At 71.7% G+C, this 16,109-nt stretch carries 15 protein-coding genes; 6 read left to right on the forward strand and 9 right to left on the reverse strand.

What is annotated here, in order from left to right:
• Positions 1 to 210: 210 nt before the first annotated feature.
• Positions 211 to 1,854 (forward strand): peptide chain release factor 3, encoded by a 1,644-nt coding sequence (locus ACFUJ1_RS27220; protein ID WP_378649963.1) that lies wholly within the window; start codon positions 211 to 213, stop codon positions 1,852 to 1,854.
• On the opposite strand, the gene ACFUJ1_RS27225 is transcribed toward ACFUJ1_RS27220, so the two are convergent.
• On the reverse strand, positions 1,851 to 2,345 hold the full coding sequence (locus ACFUJ1_RS27225; protein WP_378650025.1) for a nuclear transport factor 2 family protein: 495 nt from the start codon (positions 2,343 to 2,345) through the stop codon (positions 1,851 to 1,853). The two genes, ACFUJ1_RS27220 and ACFUJ1_RS27225, sit on opposite strands and share 4 nt — an antisense overlap.
• Before the next feature lie 373 nt (positions 2,346 to 2,718).
• Positions 2,719 to 3,636, reverse strand: a complete 918-nt coding sequence (locus ACFUJ1_RS27230) for an Abi-alpha family protein (RefSeq protein WP_378649964.1) — start codon at positions 3,634 to 3,636, stop codon at positions 2,719 to 2,721.
• 133 nt (positions 3,637 to 3,769) lie between these two features.
• Here ACFUJ1_RS27230 and ACFUJ1_RS27235 point away from each other — a divergent pair, with 133 nt between their 5' ends.
• Positions 3,770 to 5,137, forward strand: coding sequence for a hypothetical protein (locus tag ACFUJ1_RS27235; protein WP_378649965.1), 1,368 nt, complete (start codon positions 3,770 to 3,772; stop codon positions 5,135 to 5,137).
• Positions 5,128 to 6,015 (forward strand): Abi-alpha family protein, encoded by an 888-nt coding sequence (locus tag ACFUJ1_RS27240; RefSeq protein WP_378649966.1) that lies wholly within the window; start codon positions 5,128 to 5,130, stop codon positions 6,013 to 6,015. Before ACFUJ1_RS27235 ends, ACFUJ1_RS27240 begins: the two co-directional genes overlap by 10 nt.
• Here the strand turns inward: ACFUJ1_RS27240 and ACFUJ1_RS27245 are convergent.
• Complete coding sequence (locus ACFUJ1_RS27245) at positions 6,012 to 7,820, reverse strand: ABC-F family ATP-binding cassette domain-containing protein (protein WP_378649967.1); 1,809 nt, start codon at positions 7,818 to 7,820, stop codon at positions 6,012 to 6,014. The two genes, ACFUJ1_RS27240 and ACFUJ1_RS27245, sit on opposite strands and share 4 nt — an antisense overlap.
• Positions 7,821 to 7,910: 90 nt before the next feature.
• A complete protein-coding gene (locus tag ACFUJ1_RS27250; protein ID WP_378649969.1) occupies positions 7,911 to 8,846 on the reverse strand; it encodes a 4-(cytidine 5'-diphospho)-2-C-methyl-D-erythritol kinase in 936 nt (311 codons plus the stop codon).
• A 137-nt stretch (positions 8,847 to 8,983) separates the two neighbouring features.
• Between ACFUJ1_RS27250 and ACFUJ1_RS27255 the strand changes: the two genes are divergently transcribed.
• Positions 8,984 to 9,190 (forward strand): heavy-metal-associated domain-containing protein, encoded by a 207-nt coding sequence (locus ACFUJ1_RS27255; protein WP_233020454.1) that lies wholly within the window; start codon positions 8,984 to 8,986, stop codon positions 9,188 to 9,190.
• Positions 9,190 to 10,074, forward strand: a complete 885-nt coding sequence (locus tag ACFUJ1_RS27260; protein ID WP_378649971.1) for a hypothetical protein — start codon at positions 9,190 to 9,192, stop codon at positions 10,072 to 10,074. Before ACFUJ1_RS27255 ends, ACFUJ1_RS27260 begins: the two co-directional genes overlap by 1 nt.
• A gap of 68 nt (positions 10,075 to 10,142) precedes the next feature.
• On the opposite strand, the gene rsmA is transcribed toward ACFUJ1_RS27260, so the two are convergent.
• From rsmA to ACFUJ1_RS27275, 3 genes are all read right to left on the reverse strand, one after another.
• Entirely contained in the window at positions 10,143 to 11,039 is an 897-nt protein-coding gene (rsmA, locus tag ACFUJ1_RS27265; RefSeq protein ID WP_378649973.1) for a 16S rRNA (adenine(1518)-N(6)/adenine(1519)-N(6))-dimethyltransferase RsmA, read from the reverse strand.
• A gap of 12 nt (positions 11,040 to 11,051) precedes the next feature.
• Positions 11,052 to 12,182, reverse strand: a complete 1,131-nt coding sequence (locus ACFUJ1_RS27270; protein WP_378649975.1) for a transglycosylase family protein — start codon at positions 12,180 to 12,182, stop codon at positions 11,052 to 11,054.
• 181 nt (positions 12,183 to 12,363) lie between these two features.
• Complete coding sequence (locus ACFUJ1_RS27275) at positions 12,364 to 13,194, reverse strand: TatD family hydrolase (protein WP_378649977.1); 831 nt, start codon at positions 13,192 to 13,194, stop codon at positions 12,364 to 12,366.
• Positions 13,195 to 13,256: 62 nt separating this feature from the next.
• Between ACFUJ1_RS27275 and metG the strand changes: the two genes are divergently transcribed.
• Positions 13,257 to 14,792 carry a methionine--tRNA ligase gene (gene metG / locus ACFUJ1_RS27280; RefSeq protein ID WP_378649979.1) on the forward strand — a complete coding sequence of 512 codons (1,536 nt, stop codon included), beginning with the start codon at positions 13,257 to 13,259 and terminating at the stop codon, positions 14,790 to 14,792.
• On the opposite strand, the gene ACFUJ1_RS27285 is transcribed toward metG, so the two are convergent.
• Complete coding sequence (locus ACFUJ1_RS27285; protein ID WP_378649981.1) at positions 14,774 to 15,103, reverse strand: hypothetical protein; 330 nt, start codon at positions 15,101 to 15,103, stop codon at positions 14,774 to 14,776. The genes metG and ACFUJ1_RS27285 overlap by 19 nt on opposite strands.
• Positions 15,104 to 15,328: 225 nt before the next feature.
• Positions 15,329 to 16,081, reverse strand: a complete 753-nt coding sequence (locus ACFUJ1_RS27290; protein ID WP_233020460.1) for an isocitrate lyase/phosphoenolpyruvate mutase family protein — start codon at positions 16,079 to 16,081, stop codon at positions 15,329 to 15,331.
• Between the last annotated feature and the right edge of the window lie 28 nt (positions 16,082 to 16,109).

Genomic DNA, 16,109 nt, shown 5'->3' on the forward strand with positions numbered 1-16,109 from the left:
TGCGCGATGGTCTACTCGTCGGGCGAATGGAAACGACCGGACGGCCGGAAGGCCGAGCCGCGTCGATCACGGTGCACGCTGGGCGGTCACCCTCGCCGAGACAACCCGACCACCATACCCCAGCGGCGCAGCACCGTTGGAATCGGGAGGTCACGCGCGAATCGCGTAGGCTGGACAGGTTGCAAATCCGCTCCCGAAAGGTCGAATCCAGTGACCGCCTCCCCCGACGGCGCCGTCGTCTCCGTCCCGCGCGGGCTGCCGGCGGAGGTCGCGCGCCGCCGCACCTTCGCGGTGATCTCGCACCCGGACGCGGGCAAGTCGACCCTGACGGAGGCGCTGGCGCTGCACGCGCGGGTGATCTCCGAGGCGGGCGCGATCCACGGCAAGGCCGGGCGCAAGTCGACCGTCTCGGACTGGATGGAGATGGAGAAGGCCCGCGGCATCTCGGTCAGCTCCACCGCGCTGCAGTTCAACTACCGCACCGCGGGCTCCGACATCGACAACGTGATCAACCTGGTCGACACACCGGGCCACTCCGACTTCTCCGAGGACACCTACCGCGTGCTCACCGCGGTGGACGCGGCGGTCATGCTGATCGACGCCGCCAAGGGGCTGGAGCCGCAGACGCTCAAGCTCTTCCAGGTCTGCAGGCACCGCGGCATCCCGGTGATCACCGTCATCAACAAGTGGGACCGCCCCGGCCGCGCCCCGCTGGAGCTGCTGGACGAGATCGAGGAGCGGATCGGGCTCACCCCGACCCCGCTCTTCCTCCCGGTCGGCATCGCGGGCGATTTCCGCGGGCTGCTGCGCCGCGGCCCCGACGGCGCCGCCGCCGAGTACATCCACTTCACCCGCACCGCGGGCGGCGCCACCATCGCGCCGGAGGAGTCGGTCGCCCCGGCGAGCGCGGCCGAGCGCGAGGGCGAGGCGTGGAGCACCGCCGCCGAGGAGAGCGAGCTGCTCTCCGCCACCGGACAGGACCACGACCAGGAGCTCTTCCTCGCCGGGCACACCTCGCCGGTGATCTACGCCTCCGCCATGCTGAACTTCGGCGTCCGGCAGCTGCTGGAGACGCTGATCGAGCTGGCCCCGCCCCCGCGCGGGCGGACCGATATCGCCGGCACGCCGCGGGAGACCACCGACCCGTTCAGCGCGGTGATCTTCAAGGTGCAGGCCGGGATGGACACCGCGCACCGCGACCGGCTCGCCTTCATGCGCATCGTCTCCGGCGAGTTCGAGCGCGGCATGGTGGTGACGCACGCGCAGACCGGGCGGCCGTTCGCCACCAAGTACGCGCTCACCGTCTTCGGCCGGGAGCGCACCACCGTCGACACCGCCTACCCGGGCGATGTGGTCGGCCTGGTGAACGCCACCGCGCTGGCGCCGGGGCACACGCTCTTCGTCGACCGGAAGGTGGAGTTCCCGCCGATCCCGTCGTTCGCGCCGGAGCACTTCGCGGTGCTGCGCGCGGAGAGCGCCGGCAAGTACAAGCAGTTCCGCAAGGCCATGGACCAGCTCGACTCCGAGGGCGTGGTGCAGGTGCTGCGCAACGACGCCCGCGGTGACGCCTCGCCGGTGCTCGCCGCGGTCGGGCCGATGCAGTTCGAGGTGGTCACCGCGCGGATGCTCGGCGAGTACAACGTGGAGACCAAGCTCGACTTCCTCGGCTACTCGATCGCGCGGCGCACCGACGCCGCCTCCGCGGCGGAGCTGGATCGGCAGCGCGGGGTCGAGGTCTTCACCCGCAGCGACGGCGCGATCCTCGCGCTCTTCAGTGACAAGTGGCGGCTGCAGTACATCGAGAAGGAGCACAAGGGGCTCATGCTCGAGCCGCTCGTCGCGGCCGCGGACTAGGCGGTGCCGCCGGGGTCGCGCTGCAGCGGGGCGATGCCGTCCTCGTTGGCGAGCAGCCCCCAGCGGCTGGAGGTCAGCCGCAGGCTTGGCAGGTCGCTGAGCGAGAGCACCACCTCGTAGGTGCGCTCGTAGCCGGTGTGCGCGATCCGCCAGCGGCCGTCGTCGCAGCGCAGGTAGCGGTCGGTGTAGAAGGCGGCGCCGCGCAGCAGCATGTTGTGCGCGGGGATCAGCACGGTGTCGGCGAGGTACCAGGTGCCGGTGGCGGTGTCGCCGTCCACGTCGATCTCCGGGTGGTCGCAGCGGTGCTCGGTGATGACGTGCGGGCCGAGCGTGTTGCGCAGGAAGGCCAGGAACGCCTCGCGGGATTCGAACTGCAGGTACTCGCTGTAGGTGGCGGTGGCCTCCGGGATCATGGTGTCGGCGAACTCGTCCCAGTCCTTGGTGTCCATGGTGCGCAGGTAGCGGAACTTGAGCCGCTCGATCGCGGCGATGTCGGCGGTCGCGCGGTGCCCCGCGGCGCCGTCGGCCGGCGGGGGTCCGGCCGGTCCGCCGAGCCCGACCAGCGAGAGGTCGGAATCCGCGCCGATCCGGCCGCTCGCGGCCTGGCCCGCCAGCCGCTCGCCCATCGAGATCGGCGGATCCGGCGCTACCCCGTCGGCGTCGGGCGGCCGCTCGGAGACCGCGGCCGGGCGCGAGCGGGCACCACCCGGGGCGGCTGCCCCGCGTGGCTCGGCCGCGCCACCGGCCGTTTCGCTGCGCTCCTCGTCCATGACTCCACGATCCCATCCGCTCGGGCACGCTCGACCGAATCGCGAAGATTTGTATCAGATCGCTATCACCGCAGCGGGCGACGCACCGCGGCGGTCAGGTCGCGATCGTGAAACAGGTGCGGCAGAAGTCCTCGCCGAACTCGGTGAGACGGAGACTCTTGCGCACGATCTTCGGCGCCCGCCCCGCTTTCTTCAGCGCCGCCTCCACCGACGGCTGCACCTCGAGCACCATGTAGCGGCTCAGCACCACCGGGTCGTCCGAGGTCCGGGTGAGGCCGAGCCGGTTCAGGTTGATCAGGTACGCGCGGGACCGGTCCGGGTAGCGCACGCCCGCCTGCTCCGGCACCGAGGTGAGGTCGCCCTGGACCAGCTCGGAGCCGATGCCGAGCGGGCGGTTGGTGCGCACGTCGACGGCGGGCTGCGCGCCGTTCAGCGCCATGAAGCGCAGGATCCGGGCCTCGTCGGGGGCGAGCTCGTCGAGGATCCGGTCGTATGCCGGGTGCACGTCCTCGGTGAAGTAGACGTCGGCCGAGCGGGCCAGCAGCGCGTCGCCGCGGCGGCGCAGCTCCTGGGAGCTGGCCGAGCGCAGGTTCTGCCCGATCACCAGCGCCTGCTGCTGCTGGCTGCTCCCGCTGCCGTTCGGCGTCGGCACGTAGCTGACGATCTCGCGCACCGACCCCTCGGTGACGCCGAGCGCGCTGCGCGCGATGGAGCGCAGCGCGTTGCTGGTGCGCTCGGCGATATCGGCGGAGGACTCGCCGTCCAGCGCCGCCTGGGCGATCTCGCGGGTCACCTCGTAGCCGGTGCCGACGGCCCACTGCCCGCCGCGCACCACCGAGCCCGCCGCCACCCCGGCGGCCCGGAAGACGCCGCGGATCAGCCGCGCCTCGTTGCTGATCTGCCGCTGCTCGACGTCCGCGCTGCGCTCCACCGCGCGGGGGCCGGGCCGGGCCAGATTCTGTCCTTGGGCGGACTGCCCGGTGGCGGTCCGTCCGGTTCTGTCGTCTGCCACGTCCAACTCCGAACTTCTCGACCGCGGATGGAAACCGTCCCCAGAATATTGCCCCGCACCCGCGACCGGTATGCCGGACCCGCGCATTCGGGCTCACCGTGCGGTTCCGCCGCCTCGCTGGTGCTAGTTTGGGGTGCCGGTGCGGCGGCGGTCACTGGTGTGTCGGCAGGAGGAAGTCGTGTTGGAGAGTGCTTTCGGGGTCCATCCGACCATTCTCCTCGAGTTGTTGACCATCCCGCTTTTCACCGGCGTCATCGGCTATATCACCAACTGGACCGGCATCCTCATGCTGTTCCGGCCGATAGCATTCCACGGCTTCCGGTTGCCCGGCCTCAAGGCGCTGTTTCCCTACCTGCCCAAGCGAATTCAGATCCTGCCGCTGCTGAGCTACGACGGCAGGCTCGGCTGGCAGGGCATCGTCCCTTCGCGCGCCGACAAGATGGCGAGTATCGCGGTGGACAAGGGGCTCTCCAAACTGGGCAGCGTCTCCGACTTCTATCGCGAGCTGGACCCGGAAAAGCTGGCCGAACATCTGACCCGGGTGGCCGACGCGCAGATCCGCGACATCGTCGAGGAAATTCTGCGGCGCGAGCATCCGCAGCTCTGGTTCAACCTGCCCGCGCAGGTACGCGAGAAGGTGCACGAGCGGGTCAAGCAGCAACTGCCGGATATTCTGCACGAGCTCACCCTGGAATTGGGCGAGAACATCGATCAGCTGCTCGATGTGAAGCAGATGGTCATCCGCTATTTCCAGGCCCGACCGCAACTGTTGAACCAGCTCTTCCAGGTGCTCGGCGCCAAGGAACTGCGCTTCATGCAGAATTTCGGCTTCTATTTCGGCGCCCCGATGGGCGTTGTACTCGTCGGGATCCTGCACCTGACCGGCTGGTCCAGCCTGGCGGTGCTGCCGATCGGCGGCATCGTGATCGGCTGGGTGGTGAACTGGGTCGGGCTGAACATGATCTTCGCCCCCGCCTACCCGAGGTGGTGGTGCCCGTGGCGGCAGGGGCTGCTGATCAAACGGCAGAACGAGATCACCGACGGCTACGCCGAGCTGGTCTCCACCCAGGTGATCACGCTCGCCAATATCGGCGACGAGCTGCTGAACGGCCCGCGCTCGGACCGCACCATGCAGATGCTGGAGGACACGCTGCGCCCGGCCGCCGACCGCGCGCTCGGCCCGGCCAGACCCGCGGTCAAGTTCATGCTCGGCAGCCGCGACTACGACACCCTGCAGAACACCTTCACCAGCGAGGCGATGGCGATCGCGCCGATCGCCTTCGCCGACCCGGACTTCAACCAGCAGCAGGGCAAGCAGGTCAACGAGTACATCGCCAAGCAGATGTCGGCGCTCTCGCCGCCCGACTTCGTCGACATGCTGCGCGCCGCGATCAAACAGGACGAATGGTTGCTTTTCGTCCATGGCGGCGTGCTCGGGCTGATTGCCGGATACGCTCATATTCTGGTCTTCGGAACGGGAGTGGCAACCACATGGCTGTGAGCGATCCGGGCGGCGAGGCGCCCGAGACCGGCGGAGTTCCCGCCCGGAACGACGCCGAACCGGAGGTGCTCGGCGCCCCGCCGCGCCGCGAGATCGCGGTGCGCGGGCAGGCGCGGCGCATCGTGCCGGTGACGCCGCGGGAGACCGTGCGCGCCGCCACCGGGGTGGCGAAGGTGGCCTGGACCGCCGCCTCCGAGGTGACCTCATGGACCGTCGACACCGCGCTCGGCGTCACCTCGACCGTTGTCAGGGGCAGCATGGCCGGGACACCGCCGCGCGAGGTGCTGGCCGAGGCCGAGTCCGAGGTACGCGGGCGGCTGCGCCGGGCGCTCGGGGTCGATGCCGAGCACGCGGGCGGCGAGGGCGGGGTGCCGACGCTGCGCGAGCAGGGCGCCGCGCTGCTCCGGCTCTCCGCGAGCACCAGCGCCGAGAGCGCCGAGCTGCACCCGGCCTTCGCGCGCATCCTGGCCGAGCTCACCCCCGACGAGGCCCGCGTCCTGCGCTTCCTGCACCTGGACGGCCCGCAGCCCGCCATCGACATCCGGCTCGGCCGCCCGCGCACGCTCGGCTCGGACCGCAAGATCACCGGGATCACCGTGCTCGGCGAGCACGCGGGCCTCCGCTTCCCGAACCGGATCCAGCAGTACCAGACCAACCTGCGCAGGCTCGGGCTGATCGAGTTCGACCGGGAGCCGGTCGGCAACCCGAACCGGTACCAGATCATCGAGGCCCAGGCCGTGGTGCGGGACCTGCTCAAGCGCTCCGGGCGCGGGGCCAAGCTGCAGTACCGCAGCGTGCTGCTCAGCGGCTTCGGCGCCGACTTCGTGCGCACCTGCCTGCCGGTGGTCGTCGACGGGCGCACCGCCGAGTCCAGCTAGAACTCCTCGGCCAGCTCCATCCAGCGCTCCTCGGTGGTCTCCTTCTCGGCGGTCACCCGGAGCAGCTCGGCGTTCAGGTCGGCCAGCCGGGCAGGCTCGGTGGCGGCGTCGAGCAGTGCGCCGTGCAGCGTCCGCTCGCGCTCGGTGAGCTTGTCCAGGGACCGCTCCAGCTTGGACAGCTCCTTGCGCGCGGCCCGGTAGGTGGCCGGGTCGACGGCGGACTTCGGCTCGTCGGAGGTGCTCGCCGCCGCGCGGAGGGCGGGACCCGCACCGAGCGCGGCGCGCCTGCGCAGGTACTCCTCGATGCCGCCGGGCAGGTTGGTGAGCCCGCCGTCGCCGAAGAGCGCCCAGGTGGAGTCGCAGATCCGCTCGATCAGGTAGCGGTCGTGGCTGATCACCACCAGCGTGCCCGCCCAGTTGTCGAGCAGGTCCTCCAGCTGCTGCAGGGTGTCGATGTCGAGGTCGTTGGTCGGCTCGTCGAGCAGCAGCACGTTCGGCTCCGCCATCAGGATGCGGGTGAGCTGCAGCCTGCGCCGCTCGCCGCCGGAGAGGTCGCGCACCGGGGTGCGCTGCCTGGCCGGGCTGAAGCCGAGCCGCTCGGCGAGCTGCCCGGCGGAGAGCTCGTAGCCGTCGCCCAGCTCGATCCGCTGCGCCACCTGCTGCACCGCCTCCAGCACCCGCAGCTCGACCGGCAGGTCGTCGAGCTCCTGGCGCAGCCAGCCGATCCGGACCGTCTGGCCCTGGATCCGCTTGCCTGCGACCAGCTCGGCATCGCCCGCGAGCGCGCGCAGCAGCGTGGTCTTGCCGCTGCCGTTCACCCCGACCAGCCCGACCCGCTCGCCGGGGGCGAGCCGCCAGGTGAGGTCGCGGAGCAGCTCGCGGCCGTCCGGGGTAGCCAGCGCGGCCTCCTCCAGCTCGACCACCACCCGGCCGAGCCGCTTGCGCGCGAAGCTCGCCAGCGAGACGCTGTCCCTCGGCTCCGGCACATCCGCGATCAGCGCCTCCGCGGCCTCCACCCGGTAGCGCGGCTTGGAGGTGCGGGCCTGCGGGCCGCGGCGCAGCCAGGCCAGCTCCTTGCGGGCCAGGTTGCGGCGGCGGGACTCGGTGGAGTCGGCCTGCCGCGCGCGCTCCGCGCGGGCGAAGATCCAGTCGCCGTAGCCGCCCTCGTAGCTCTCCACCTTGCCGCCGACGACCTCCCAGGTGCGGGTGGCGACGGTGTCGAGGAACCAGCGATCGTGGGTGACGACGACGAGCGCGCTGCGCCGGGAAAGCAGGTGCTCGGCCAGCCACTGCACGCCCTCGACGTCGAGGTGGTTGGTCGGCTCGTCCAGGACGAGCAGGTCGAGCTCGCGCACCAGCGCGGCGGCCAGCGCCACCCGGCGGCGCTCGCCGCCGGAGAGCGAGTCGACCGAGGTCTCCAGGCCGAGCCCGGCGATGCCGATGCCCTCCAGCACGCCGCGGATCCGCGGGTTGGCGGCGTACTCGTGCTCGGCCAGCTCGCCCGCGTGCGCGAAGCCTGCCTCGTCGGCGATCCCGGCGAGCACCACCGCCCCGACCGTGGCGCCGGGGGGCAGCACGCCGCGCTGGGTGACCACCGCGATCCGCAGCCCGCCCAGCCTGCTCACCCGGCCCGCGTCCGGCGGCTCCAACCCGGTCAGCACCTCGAGCAGGGTGGTCTTGCCGCCGCCGTTCAGGCCGACGACGCCGATCCGCTCCCCGGCGTGCACACCGAGCGAGACGCCGTCGAGCAGCGGCGTGATCCCGAAGCTCTTCGAGACCTGCTCCAGGTTGATCAGGTTGGACATGGATCCTTCCGGGGAAATGCGGGAGACCGACGGTCCAGATTACCGAGCGGCCGCTCGGCGCCGGTGGGCGCGGGGTTGCCGCGGGCCGCGTCAGTGCTGCTTCGCGTCCTCGCCGGGGACGATGCGGGCACCGGGGACGGGGCCGGTGGCGGTGCGCACGCTGCGGCAGACGCCCGCGCCGGCGAGTTCGGCGGCGACATTGACCGCGGCGTCCGCGCTCTCGCAGAGGAAGGCGCAGGTCGGGCCCGAGCCGGAGACGATGCCGGCCAGCGCCCCCGCGGTGACCCCGGCGCGCAGCGTGCGGCGCAGCTCCGGCTTCAGCGAGAGCGCCGCCGCCTGCATGTCGTTGCCGAGCAGCGGGGCGAGCGCGGCGGCGTCCCCGCCGGCGAGCGCCTGGATGAGCTGCTGCGGCTCGCCGAGCCGGGGCGGCTCGCCCTGCGCGCGCAGCCGGTCCAGCTCGGCGAAGACCGCAGGCGTCGACAGCCCGCCCTTGGCCAGCGCGAGCACCCAGTGGAAGGCATTCCTGGCCAGCACCGGGAGCAGCCGCTCGCCGCGGCCGGTGCCGAGCGCGGTGCCGCCGTGCAGCGCGAACGGCACGTCGCTGCCGAGCTCGGCGGCGATGCCCGCGAGTTCGTCGCGGCCGAGCCCGAGCTCCCAGAGCGCGTCCAGCCCGACCAGCGCGGCCGCCGCGTCGGCGCTGCCGCCCGCCATACCGCCCGCCACCGGGATGCCCTTGCCGATGGCGATCTCCACCAGCGGCGCCCGCCCGGCCAGGTGCGCGAGCCGGACCGCGGCCTTCCAGACCAGGTTGGTGCGGTCGGTCGGGACGTCGGCGGCGCCCTCCCCGGTGACCTTGACGGTGAGCGAGTTCGCCGGGGTGATCCGGACGTCGTCGGCGAGCGAGAGCGCCTGGAAGACGGTGGTGAGATCGTGGTAGCCGTCCGGGCGCAGATCGCCGATGCCGAGGTGCAGGTTCACCTTGGCGGGTGCGCGCACGGTGAGGGGGCTCGGCACAACTGACAGCACGGTAGCCGAGCCTAACCGGTGCCACGGCCGGACGCCCGGCCCGCGCGCATTGCGGTCCATACCGGGCGGGGGTATGGTCGGATTTCGAGATACCCCCCGGCAGTATGGCCGGGAGACCGACGAGCACAGGAGCCGAGATGTCGAGCACCACCTACACCGTCACCGGGATGACCTGCGGCCACTGCGCGGCCTCGGTGAAGTCCGAGATCGGCAAGATCGACGGGGTCACCGGGGTGGAGGTCGACCTGGAGTCCGGCGCGGTGCGGGTGGAGAGCTCCGCCGCGCTGAGCGACGACGCCGTGCTCGCCGCCGTCGACGAGGCCGGGTACGAGGTCGCGCGCTGATGTCCGACCGGCTGAAGCTCGCCGGCTTCGGGGTCGCGCTGGTCGTGGTCTTCGCGGCCGCGCTCGGGATCGGCAAGCTGGCGGCGCCGGATTCGGTGCCGGACGAGCCGACCCCGGCCGGTCTCGCGGACAGTGCGGGCGGGTACACGCTCACCCCGATCGAGGCGCCAGGTGCGCCGGACACGTCCGGCACGCTCCGCTTCCGCATCACCGGCCCCGACGGCACCGCGGTCACCCGCTTCGCGACCAGGCACGACGAGAAGCTGCACCTGATCGCGGTGCGCAGCGACGGCACCGGATACCGGCACGTGCATCCGGCGATGGACGCGGCCGGGCTGTGGTCCATCGACTGGAGCTGGGCGGAGCCGGGCAGCTACCGGGTCTTCGCCGACTTCGCCCCGGAGGGGGCCGAGGAGTTGGTGCTCAGCCGCGCGGTCGAGGTCGCCGGGCCGGTCGCCCTACAGCCGCTGCCGCCGCCCGCCGCGGTCGCGCGGGTGGACGGGTACGAGGTGACGCTGACCGGTGATCTGAGCACCGCGGGCAGTGCGCTGCGCTTCGCGGTCCGGCGTGACGGGGTCCCGGTCACCGATCTGGAGCCGTACCTCGGCGCCTATGCCCACCTGGTCGCGCTGCGCGCCGCGGACCTGGCGTACCTGCACGTTCATCCGGAGGGCGAGGTCGGGCGCACGCCACCCGGTCCCGAGGTGTCCTTCCACGCCGAGGCGCCGAGCGCCGGGGATTACCGGCTGTACCTGGATTTCAAGCACGGAGGCCGGGTGCACACCGCGGAGTTCACCGCGTCGGTGGTGGAGCGGGCGTCCGGTGACGGGCACGGCCACGATCACGGCACCGGTTCCGATTCCGGCGAGCACGGCCACGGCTGAGCACCCGCTCCGGTGGGCTGTCCGATTCGCCCGGGCGGACCCATCGGCCCCTGCGGCGGCCGGCTGATTCAGCCCTGTTCCGCCAGCCGGACGTAGGCGGCGGTGTCCAGCGTCTCCCCGCGCGCGGCGGGATCGATCCCCGCCGCGCGCAACCGGCGCTCGGCTTCGGGGGCGGAGCCGGCCCAGCCCGCCAGCGCGGCGCGCAGGGTCTTGCGACGCTGGGCGAAGGCGGCGTCGATCACCGGGAAGACCCGCGCGCGGTGCGCGGCGTCGGTGGCCCACGGCGGCTCGGCGTAGCGGTCGACCCGCACCAGCCCGGACTCCACCCGCGGCACCGGCCAGAACACCTGGGTGCCGACCGCACCGGCCCGGCGCACGGCGCCATAGAATCCTGCCTTCACCGACGGCACCCCGTACACCCGGTTACCCGGCGGCGCCGCCAGCCGATCGGCGACCTCGGCCTGGACCATCACCAGCGCCGTCGTCAGCCCTGGCAGCTCGGCGAGCAGGTGCAGCAGCACCGGCACCGCGACGTTGTACGGCAGATTCGCCACCAGCGCGGTCGGCGCGGCGGGCAGTTGGCCCGCGCTCACCCGCAGCGCGTCCGCGCGCACCACGTGCAGCCGCGAGACCAGCCCCGGCGCGCGGTCCGCGACGGTGCCCGGCAGCGCGTCGGCGAGCGCCGGATCGATCTCCACCGCGACCACGCTGTGCACCACGTCGAGCAGCGCCAGCGTCAGCGACCCGAGCCCGGGGCCGACCTCGAGCACCGTGTCCCCCGGCCCGACGCCCGCCACGGTGACGATCCGGCGCACGGTATTGGCGTCGTGCACGAAGTTCTGCCCGAGCTGCTTGGTCGGCCGGATGCCGAACCGCTCGGCCAGCACCCGCACCTCGGCGGGGCCGAGCAGCGCGGCCTCACCGCGCGGAGTGGGAGCGGCTGCGGTCGATTCGGGTTCGGGCACCCGGGGAACCTATCAATCGCCGATGCCGAGCCGGGCGGTGCAGGCGGGCCAGGCGCCCCAGCCCTGCCGCGCCCTGGTCACCTCGGCGATGGCGATCTGCTCCTCGCGGGTGGCGAGATCGGCGCGCGGCGCGTACTTGGTGCCGCCCTGGCGCTCCCAGGTGCTCTGGTCGAACTGGATGCCGCCGTAGTAGCCGTTGCCGGTGTTGATCGACCAGTTGCCGTTGGCCTCGCACTTGGCGAGCGCGTCCCAGACCCCGCCGTCGCGCACCGTCGGCACCTCGGTGCCCGGCTTGGCGCCCTTGCGCACCGTCTTCGGCTGGGCAGGCACGCTCACCGTGCTCCCCACCTGCTCGCGGCCGATCTCGACGCCGTTCACGGTGGTCACGGCGAAGGTCACGTCCTGCACGCCGGGGACGCCCTTGTTCTCCACCACCGTGCGGCTCTGGTTCAGCTCCGGGTCCTCGATCACGTTCTCCGGCGGCGGCAGCGGCAGCGTCTCGATCTTCTGCTCGGTCCTGGTGCGGGTCACGGTGACCCGCATGCCGTCGACCAGCGGGGTCGCCGCGGCGGGCTCGACCGTGTCCTGCTGCTGCAGCGGCACGCCCGCGACCCGGAGCAGTTCGCCGACGGTCGGCGCGGCGAGCCGCAGATCCACCGCGGGCACCCCGCCGTCGGCCAGCGACACCGCGCGCGGGCTCGCGATCTGCAGCGAGCCACCTGCCAGCGGGAGCCGGTCGCCGCGGGCGGGCCACACGTACATGTCGCCGGGGAGCTCGAGCTGGGCCAGCGCGTCGCCCGCGGTGAGCCCGGTGGTCCACACCTTCTCCGGCTTGCCGTCGATGGTGAGCTCCACCTGGCGGGCCCGGTTCACGGTGATGGTGGCGCCGTCCGAGAGCCCGTTGCCGACGCCGGGGAGCACCAGGTCGCGGTCGCTCAGCTCGAATCCGGCGGCGCGCAGCACGCCACCGACATCCGTGGACATGGTGGTGAAGACGGTCTGCTCACCGTCGACGACGATGGTCACCGTCTTCCGGTTCACGATGGCGAGCGCCGAGCCGACGATCAGCGTGAGCAACAGGGCGGCCACCGCGCTGTACAGCAGCGGTGAACGCGACCGGTTGATCCGCGTGAAGTGCGACATGGTCACAAGACGGTAACGAAGCGAGCCGCTCTGGGCAACCGTGTGAATGTGAACAGCGTCCTTCCAGGTCACGGCGCGGTATCGCAGCCGCAGGTAGATAACGCCCTGATCGCGGTAAAAGTGACCCGGGACACACTACTGTTTTCGATCATGAATCGCCGGAAACCCGGAAGATCGGCAGTTACCGCAGCCGGTACACCCGGCGCGCGTTGGCGGTGCTGATCTCGGCCAGCTCCGCCGGGTCCTCGCCGCGCACCGCGGCCAGCGCCCGCACGGTGTACGGCAGGCAGTAGGACTCGTTCGGCGCGCCGCGGAACGGGTGCGGCGTCAGGTAGGGCGCGTCGGTCTCCACCAGGAGCTGCGCGGCGGGCACCACGGTGGCCGCCTCGCGCAGCTCGTGCGCGTTCTTGAAGCTCACCGTGCCGGAGAAGCTCAGCACGTACCCCTCGGCCACGCAGGCCTGCGCCATGGCCGTGTCGCCGGAGAAGCAGTGGAAGATCACGGTGTCCGGGGCGCCCTCGTCCAGCAGGACGGTGAGCAGGTCGTGGTCGGCCTCCCGGTTGTGGATCATCAGCGGCTTGCCGAGCCGCTTGGCCAGGTCGATGTGCCAGCGGAAGCCATCCACCTGGGTCTCCACGTCGGCGCAGCCATCCAGCTTGCCCGGCCAGTAGTAGTCGAGCCCGGTCTCCCCCACCGCGACCACCCGCGGGTCGGCGGCCAGCTGCTCCAGCTCGGCCCTCGCGGCATCGTCGAGGGCGTTCGCCCTGGTCGGATGCAGCGCGACGGCGGCGTAGACCCGGTCGTCCCAGTGCGCGGCAGCGACCGCGAAGCGCGCGGCGGCCAGGTCGTCGGCGACGGTGACGATCGTCCCCACCCCGACCGCGGCCGCCCGGTCGGCCAGCGCGGCGACGCCTGCGGGATCCGTCGCTCCGCACGCGTCGATGTGGGTGTGCGCGTCCACCAGCGGCGCGAGCGGCTCCGGCGGCTCCGGCGCGGGGCGGGTGCGGCTCATCGGAGGCTCCGGGCGATATCGAGGGGAAGCGGGGCGGGCACGCGCATTACAGTAGACACACCATGAGCGAAGCCTTCTACCTCACCACGGCCATCGCCTATCCGAACGGCGCACCGCACATCGGGCACGCGTACGAGTACATCTCGTCCGACGCGCTCGCCCGGTTCAAGCGGCTCGACGGATACGACGTCTTCTTCATGACCGGCACCGACGAGCACGGCCAGAAGATGCAGCAGACCGCGCAGGCGGAGGGCGTCCCGGTGGAGGAGCTCGCCGCGCGGAACTCCGACGTCTTCGAGGCCATGGACAAGGCGCTCGACATCTCCTACGACCGCTTCATCCGCACCACCGACTCCGACCACCTCGCGGCCAGCGTCGCCATCTGGGAGCGGATGCTCGCCAGCGGCGACATCTACCTCGGCAACTACTCGGGCTGGTACTCGGTGCGCGACGAAGCGTTCTACACCGAGGAGGAGACCACGCTGCGGGAGGACGGCACCCGCCACTCCACCGAGACCAACACCCCGGTCACCTGGACCGAGGAGTCCAACTTCTTCTTCCGGCTCTCCGCCTACCAGGACCGGCTGCTCGCGCTCTACGCGGAGCACCCCGAGTTCATCGCCCCCGCGACCCGGCGCAACGAGATCGTCAGCTACGTCAAGGCCGGGCTCAAGGACCTCTCCATCTCGCGCACCACCTTCGACTGGGGCGTCCCCGTGCCCGGCCACCCGGACCACGTCATGTACGTCTGGGTGGACGCGCTCACCAACTACCTCACCGGCGTCGGCTTCCCGGACACCGAATCCGACTCCTACCGGCGCTTCTGGCCCGCCGACGTGCACATCATCGGCAAGGACATCACCCGCTTCCACACCGTCTACTGGCCCGCCTTCCTGCTCTCCGCCGGGCTGGAGCTGCCGAAACGCGTTTTCGTGCACGGGTTTCTGTACAACCGGGGTGAGAAGATGTCGAAGTCGGTCGGCAACGTGGTCGACCCGCTCGCCCTGGTCGACGCCTACGGCCTTGACGCCGTCCGCTTCTTCCTGCTCCGCGAGATCTCCTACGGGCAGGACGGAAACTACAGCCACGAGGCCATCGTCGGGCGGATCAACACCGACCTCGCCAACGAGTTCGGCAACCTCGTGCAGCGCAGCCTCAAGATGGTCGCCCGCGACTTCGCCTCCGTCGTCCCGGCTCCCGGCGAGTTCACCGCGGCGGATCAGGCGCTGCTCGACCGCGCCAACGGCCTGCTCGAGCAGGTTCGGGCCGAATTCGACCAGCAGCAGCTGCATCTCGCGCTGGAGGCGCTCTGGCTCACGCTCGGCGAGGCGAACAAGTACTTCTCGGCGCAGCAGCCGTGGGCGCTCGCCAAGGCCGGGGACACCGCCCGCGAGGGCACAGTCCTCTACGTCACGCTGGAACTCGTGCGGATCGTCGCGATCCTGGTGCAGCCGGTGATCCCGGGTTCGGCCGGGCGAATTCTCGATCTCCTCGCCCAGCCGAACCGGACCTTCGCCGATATCGCGGTTCCCCTCGTCGCGGGGGTGCAGTTGCCGGAGCCCGAGGCGGTCTTCCCGCGCTACATCGAACCGAAGTAGCGAGTCCCGTCGTACGAGGCTGATCGGTCCCAGACCGCATCGGCTCGGCCGACGACCTTCCGGAGTTCGCGAGCGCTTCTCGGCGACATCGCCCCCAGCACGGTGTCGAGCAGTTCGCGGGCTTCGAAGGGGTTGGCGCAGCAGTAGGACCAGTACACATTGCCGTGTTCGTGGTCGCGCCAGAGCTCGCGCCGGGGGCGGTGCACGTACTCTCTCCACGTCCGCAGGGCCGCGTCGACGGCACCCGGCTTCAGGTAGTTGCGGGTGCGCTCGAGGTGGCGGACCTCGGAGCGCGCGCGAGGACAATCCATCGATGTCGGGATCGGCGGCCGGAATCCGGGATCGGGCGGCGCCGGTGCGGAGCTGACCTGGCCGGCTACGCGGCATGGCCCTTTCGAGTCGTCATATCGCCCATGATGCCACGCTTCGGTCCCTCGGCACCGGAGAGTTTCCGGATGCCGCGCGGGCGTGCCGAGCACCTGCTGCTCGGCACGCCCCGGGGGGTCGATCGGCTCGGCGGACGCCGGTGCCCGGCGCTACTTCCAGGCGCCGAAGAGGCGGTCGGCCTCCTTGGCCAGCGCGGCCTGGAGGAACGGGCCGAAGCTGACGCGGGCGACTCCGGCGTCGGCGAGTTCCTTCAGGTTCGGGGCATCCGGAACGCCGATGGCGTTCACCGGCTTCGACAGCTCCGAGGTGAGCCGGCGGAGGTCGGCGTCGCTGTGCCTGCCGACCGGGTAGAGGACGTCGGCGCCTGCCTCGACGGCGAGGTTCAGCCGGGCGATGGCGCGGTCGACGCGGTCGCTCTCGTCGCCGTCCTGGCGGAGGAAGAGGTCGGTGCGGGCGTTGACGACGACGTGCACGCCCGCGGCGTCGGCGAACTGGCGCAGCCCGCGCACGAGCTCGGCGTGCTCCTCGGCGCCGCGCAGCCGCTTGCCCTCGCTGTGCACGGTGTCCTCGATATTGAGCCCGATGGCCCCCGCCTCCAGCAGCCCGTCGATGAGCTGCGCGGGCTCCAGCCCGTAGCCGGATTCGATGTCGACCGAGACCGGCACCTCGACGGATTCGGTGATCTGCTTGGCGCGGGTGAGCAGCTCGGTGTAGCTCATCCCCTCACCGTCCGGGCGGCCGATGGAATCGGCGACCGGGTGGCTGCCGACGGTGAGCGCGGAAAAACCGGCGGCGACGGCGAGATTCGCGGACCACGCGTCCCACACGGTGGGCAGGACGGCGGGGGTGCCGGGGCGGTGCAGTTCCAGGAACGTCTTGGCCTTGCTCTCCAGAGAGGTCATGCCCCGATCATGCGCGGTCCGGGCGCTT

The sequence above is a fragment of the Nocardia sp. NPDC057227 genome, from assembly GCF_042669725.1.
GTDB lineage: Bacteria > Actinomycetota > Actinomycetes > Mycobacteriales > Mycobacteriaceae > Nocardia > Nocardia asteroides_A.

Coding starts and splice junctions, on each gene's coding strand:
- ACFUJ1_RS27240 (WP_378649966.1), top strand. CDS start 5,128: ATGGCTGTGAGCGATCCGGGCGGCGAGGCGCCCGAGACCGGCGGAGTT.
- ACFUJ1_RS27245 (WP_378649967.1), bottom strand. CDS start 7,820: ATGTCCAACCTGATCAACCTGGAGCAGGTCTCGAAGAGCTTCGGGATC.
- ACFUJ1_RS27255 (WP_233020454.1), top strand. CDS start 8,984: ATGTCGAGCACCACCTACACCGTCACCGGGATGACCTGCGGCCACTGC.
- ACFUJ1_RS27260 (WP_378649971.1), top strand. CDS start 9,190: ATGTCCGACCGGCTGAAGCTCGCCGGCTTCGGGGTCGCGCTGGTCGTG.
- ACFUJ1_RS27270 (WP_378649975.1), bottom strand. CDS start 12,182: ATGTCGCACTTCACGCGGATCAACCGGTCGCGTTCACCGCTGCTGTAC.
- ACFUJ1_RS27275 (WP_378649977.1), bottom strand. CDS start 13,194: ATGAGCCGCACCCGCCCCGCGCCGGAGCCGCCGGAGCCGCTCGCGCCG.
- metG (WP_378649979.1), top strand. CDS start 13,257: ATGAGCGAAGCCTTCTACCTCACCACGGCCATCGCCTATCCGAACGGC.
- ACFUJ1_RS27285 (WP_378649981.1), bottom strand. CDS start 15,103: ATGGATTGTCCTCGCGCGCGCTCCGAGGTCCGCCACCTCGAGCGCACC.
- ACFUJ1_RS27290 (WP_233020460.1), bottom strand. CDS start 16,081: ATGACCTCTCTGGAGAGCAAGGCCAAGACGTTCCTGGAACTGCACCGC.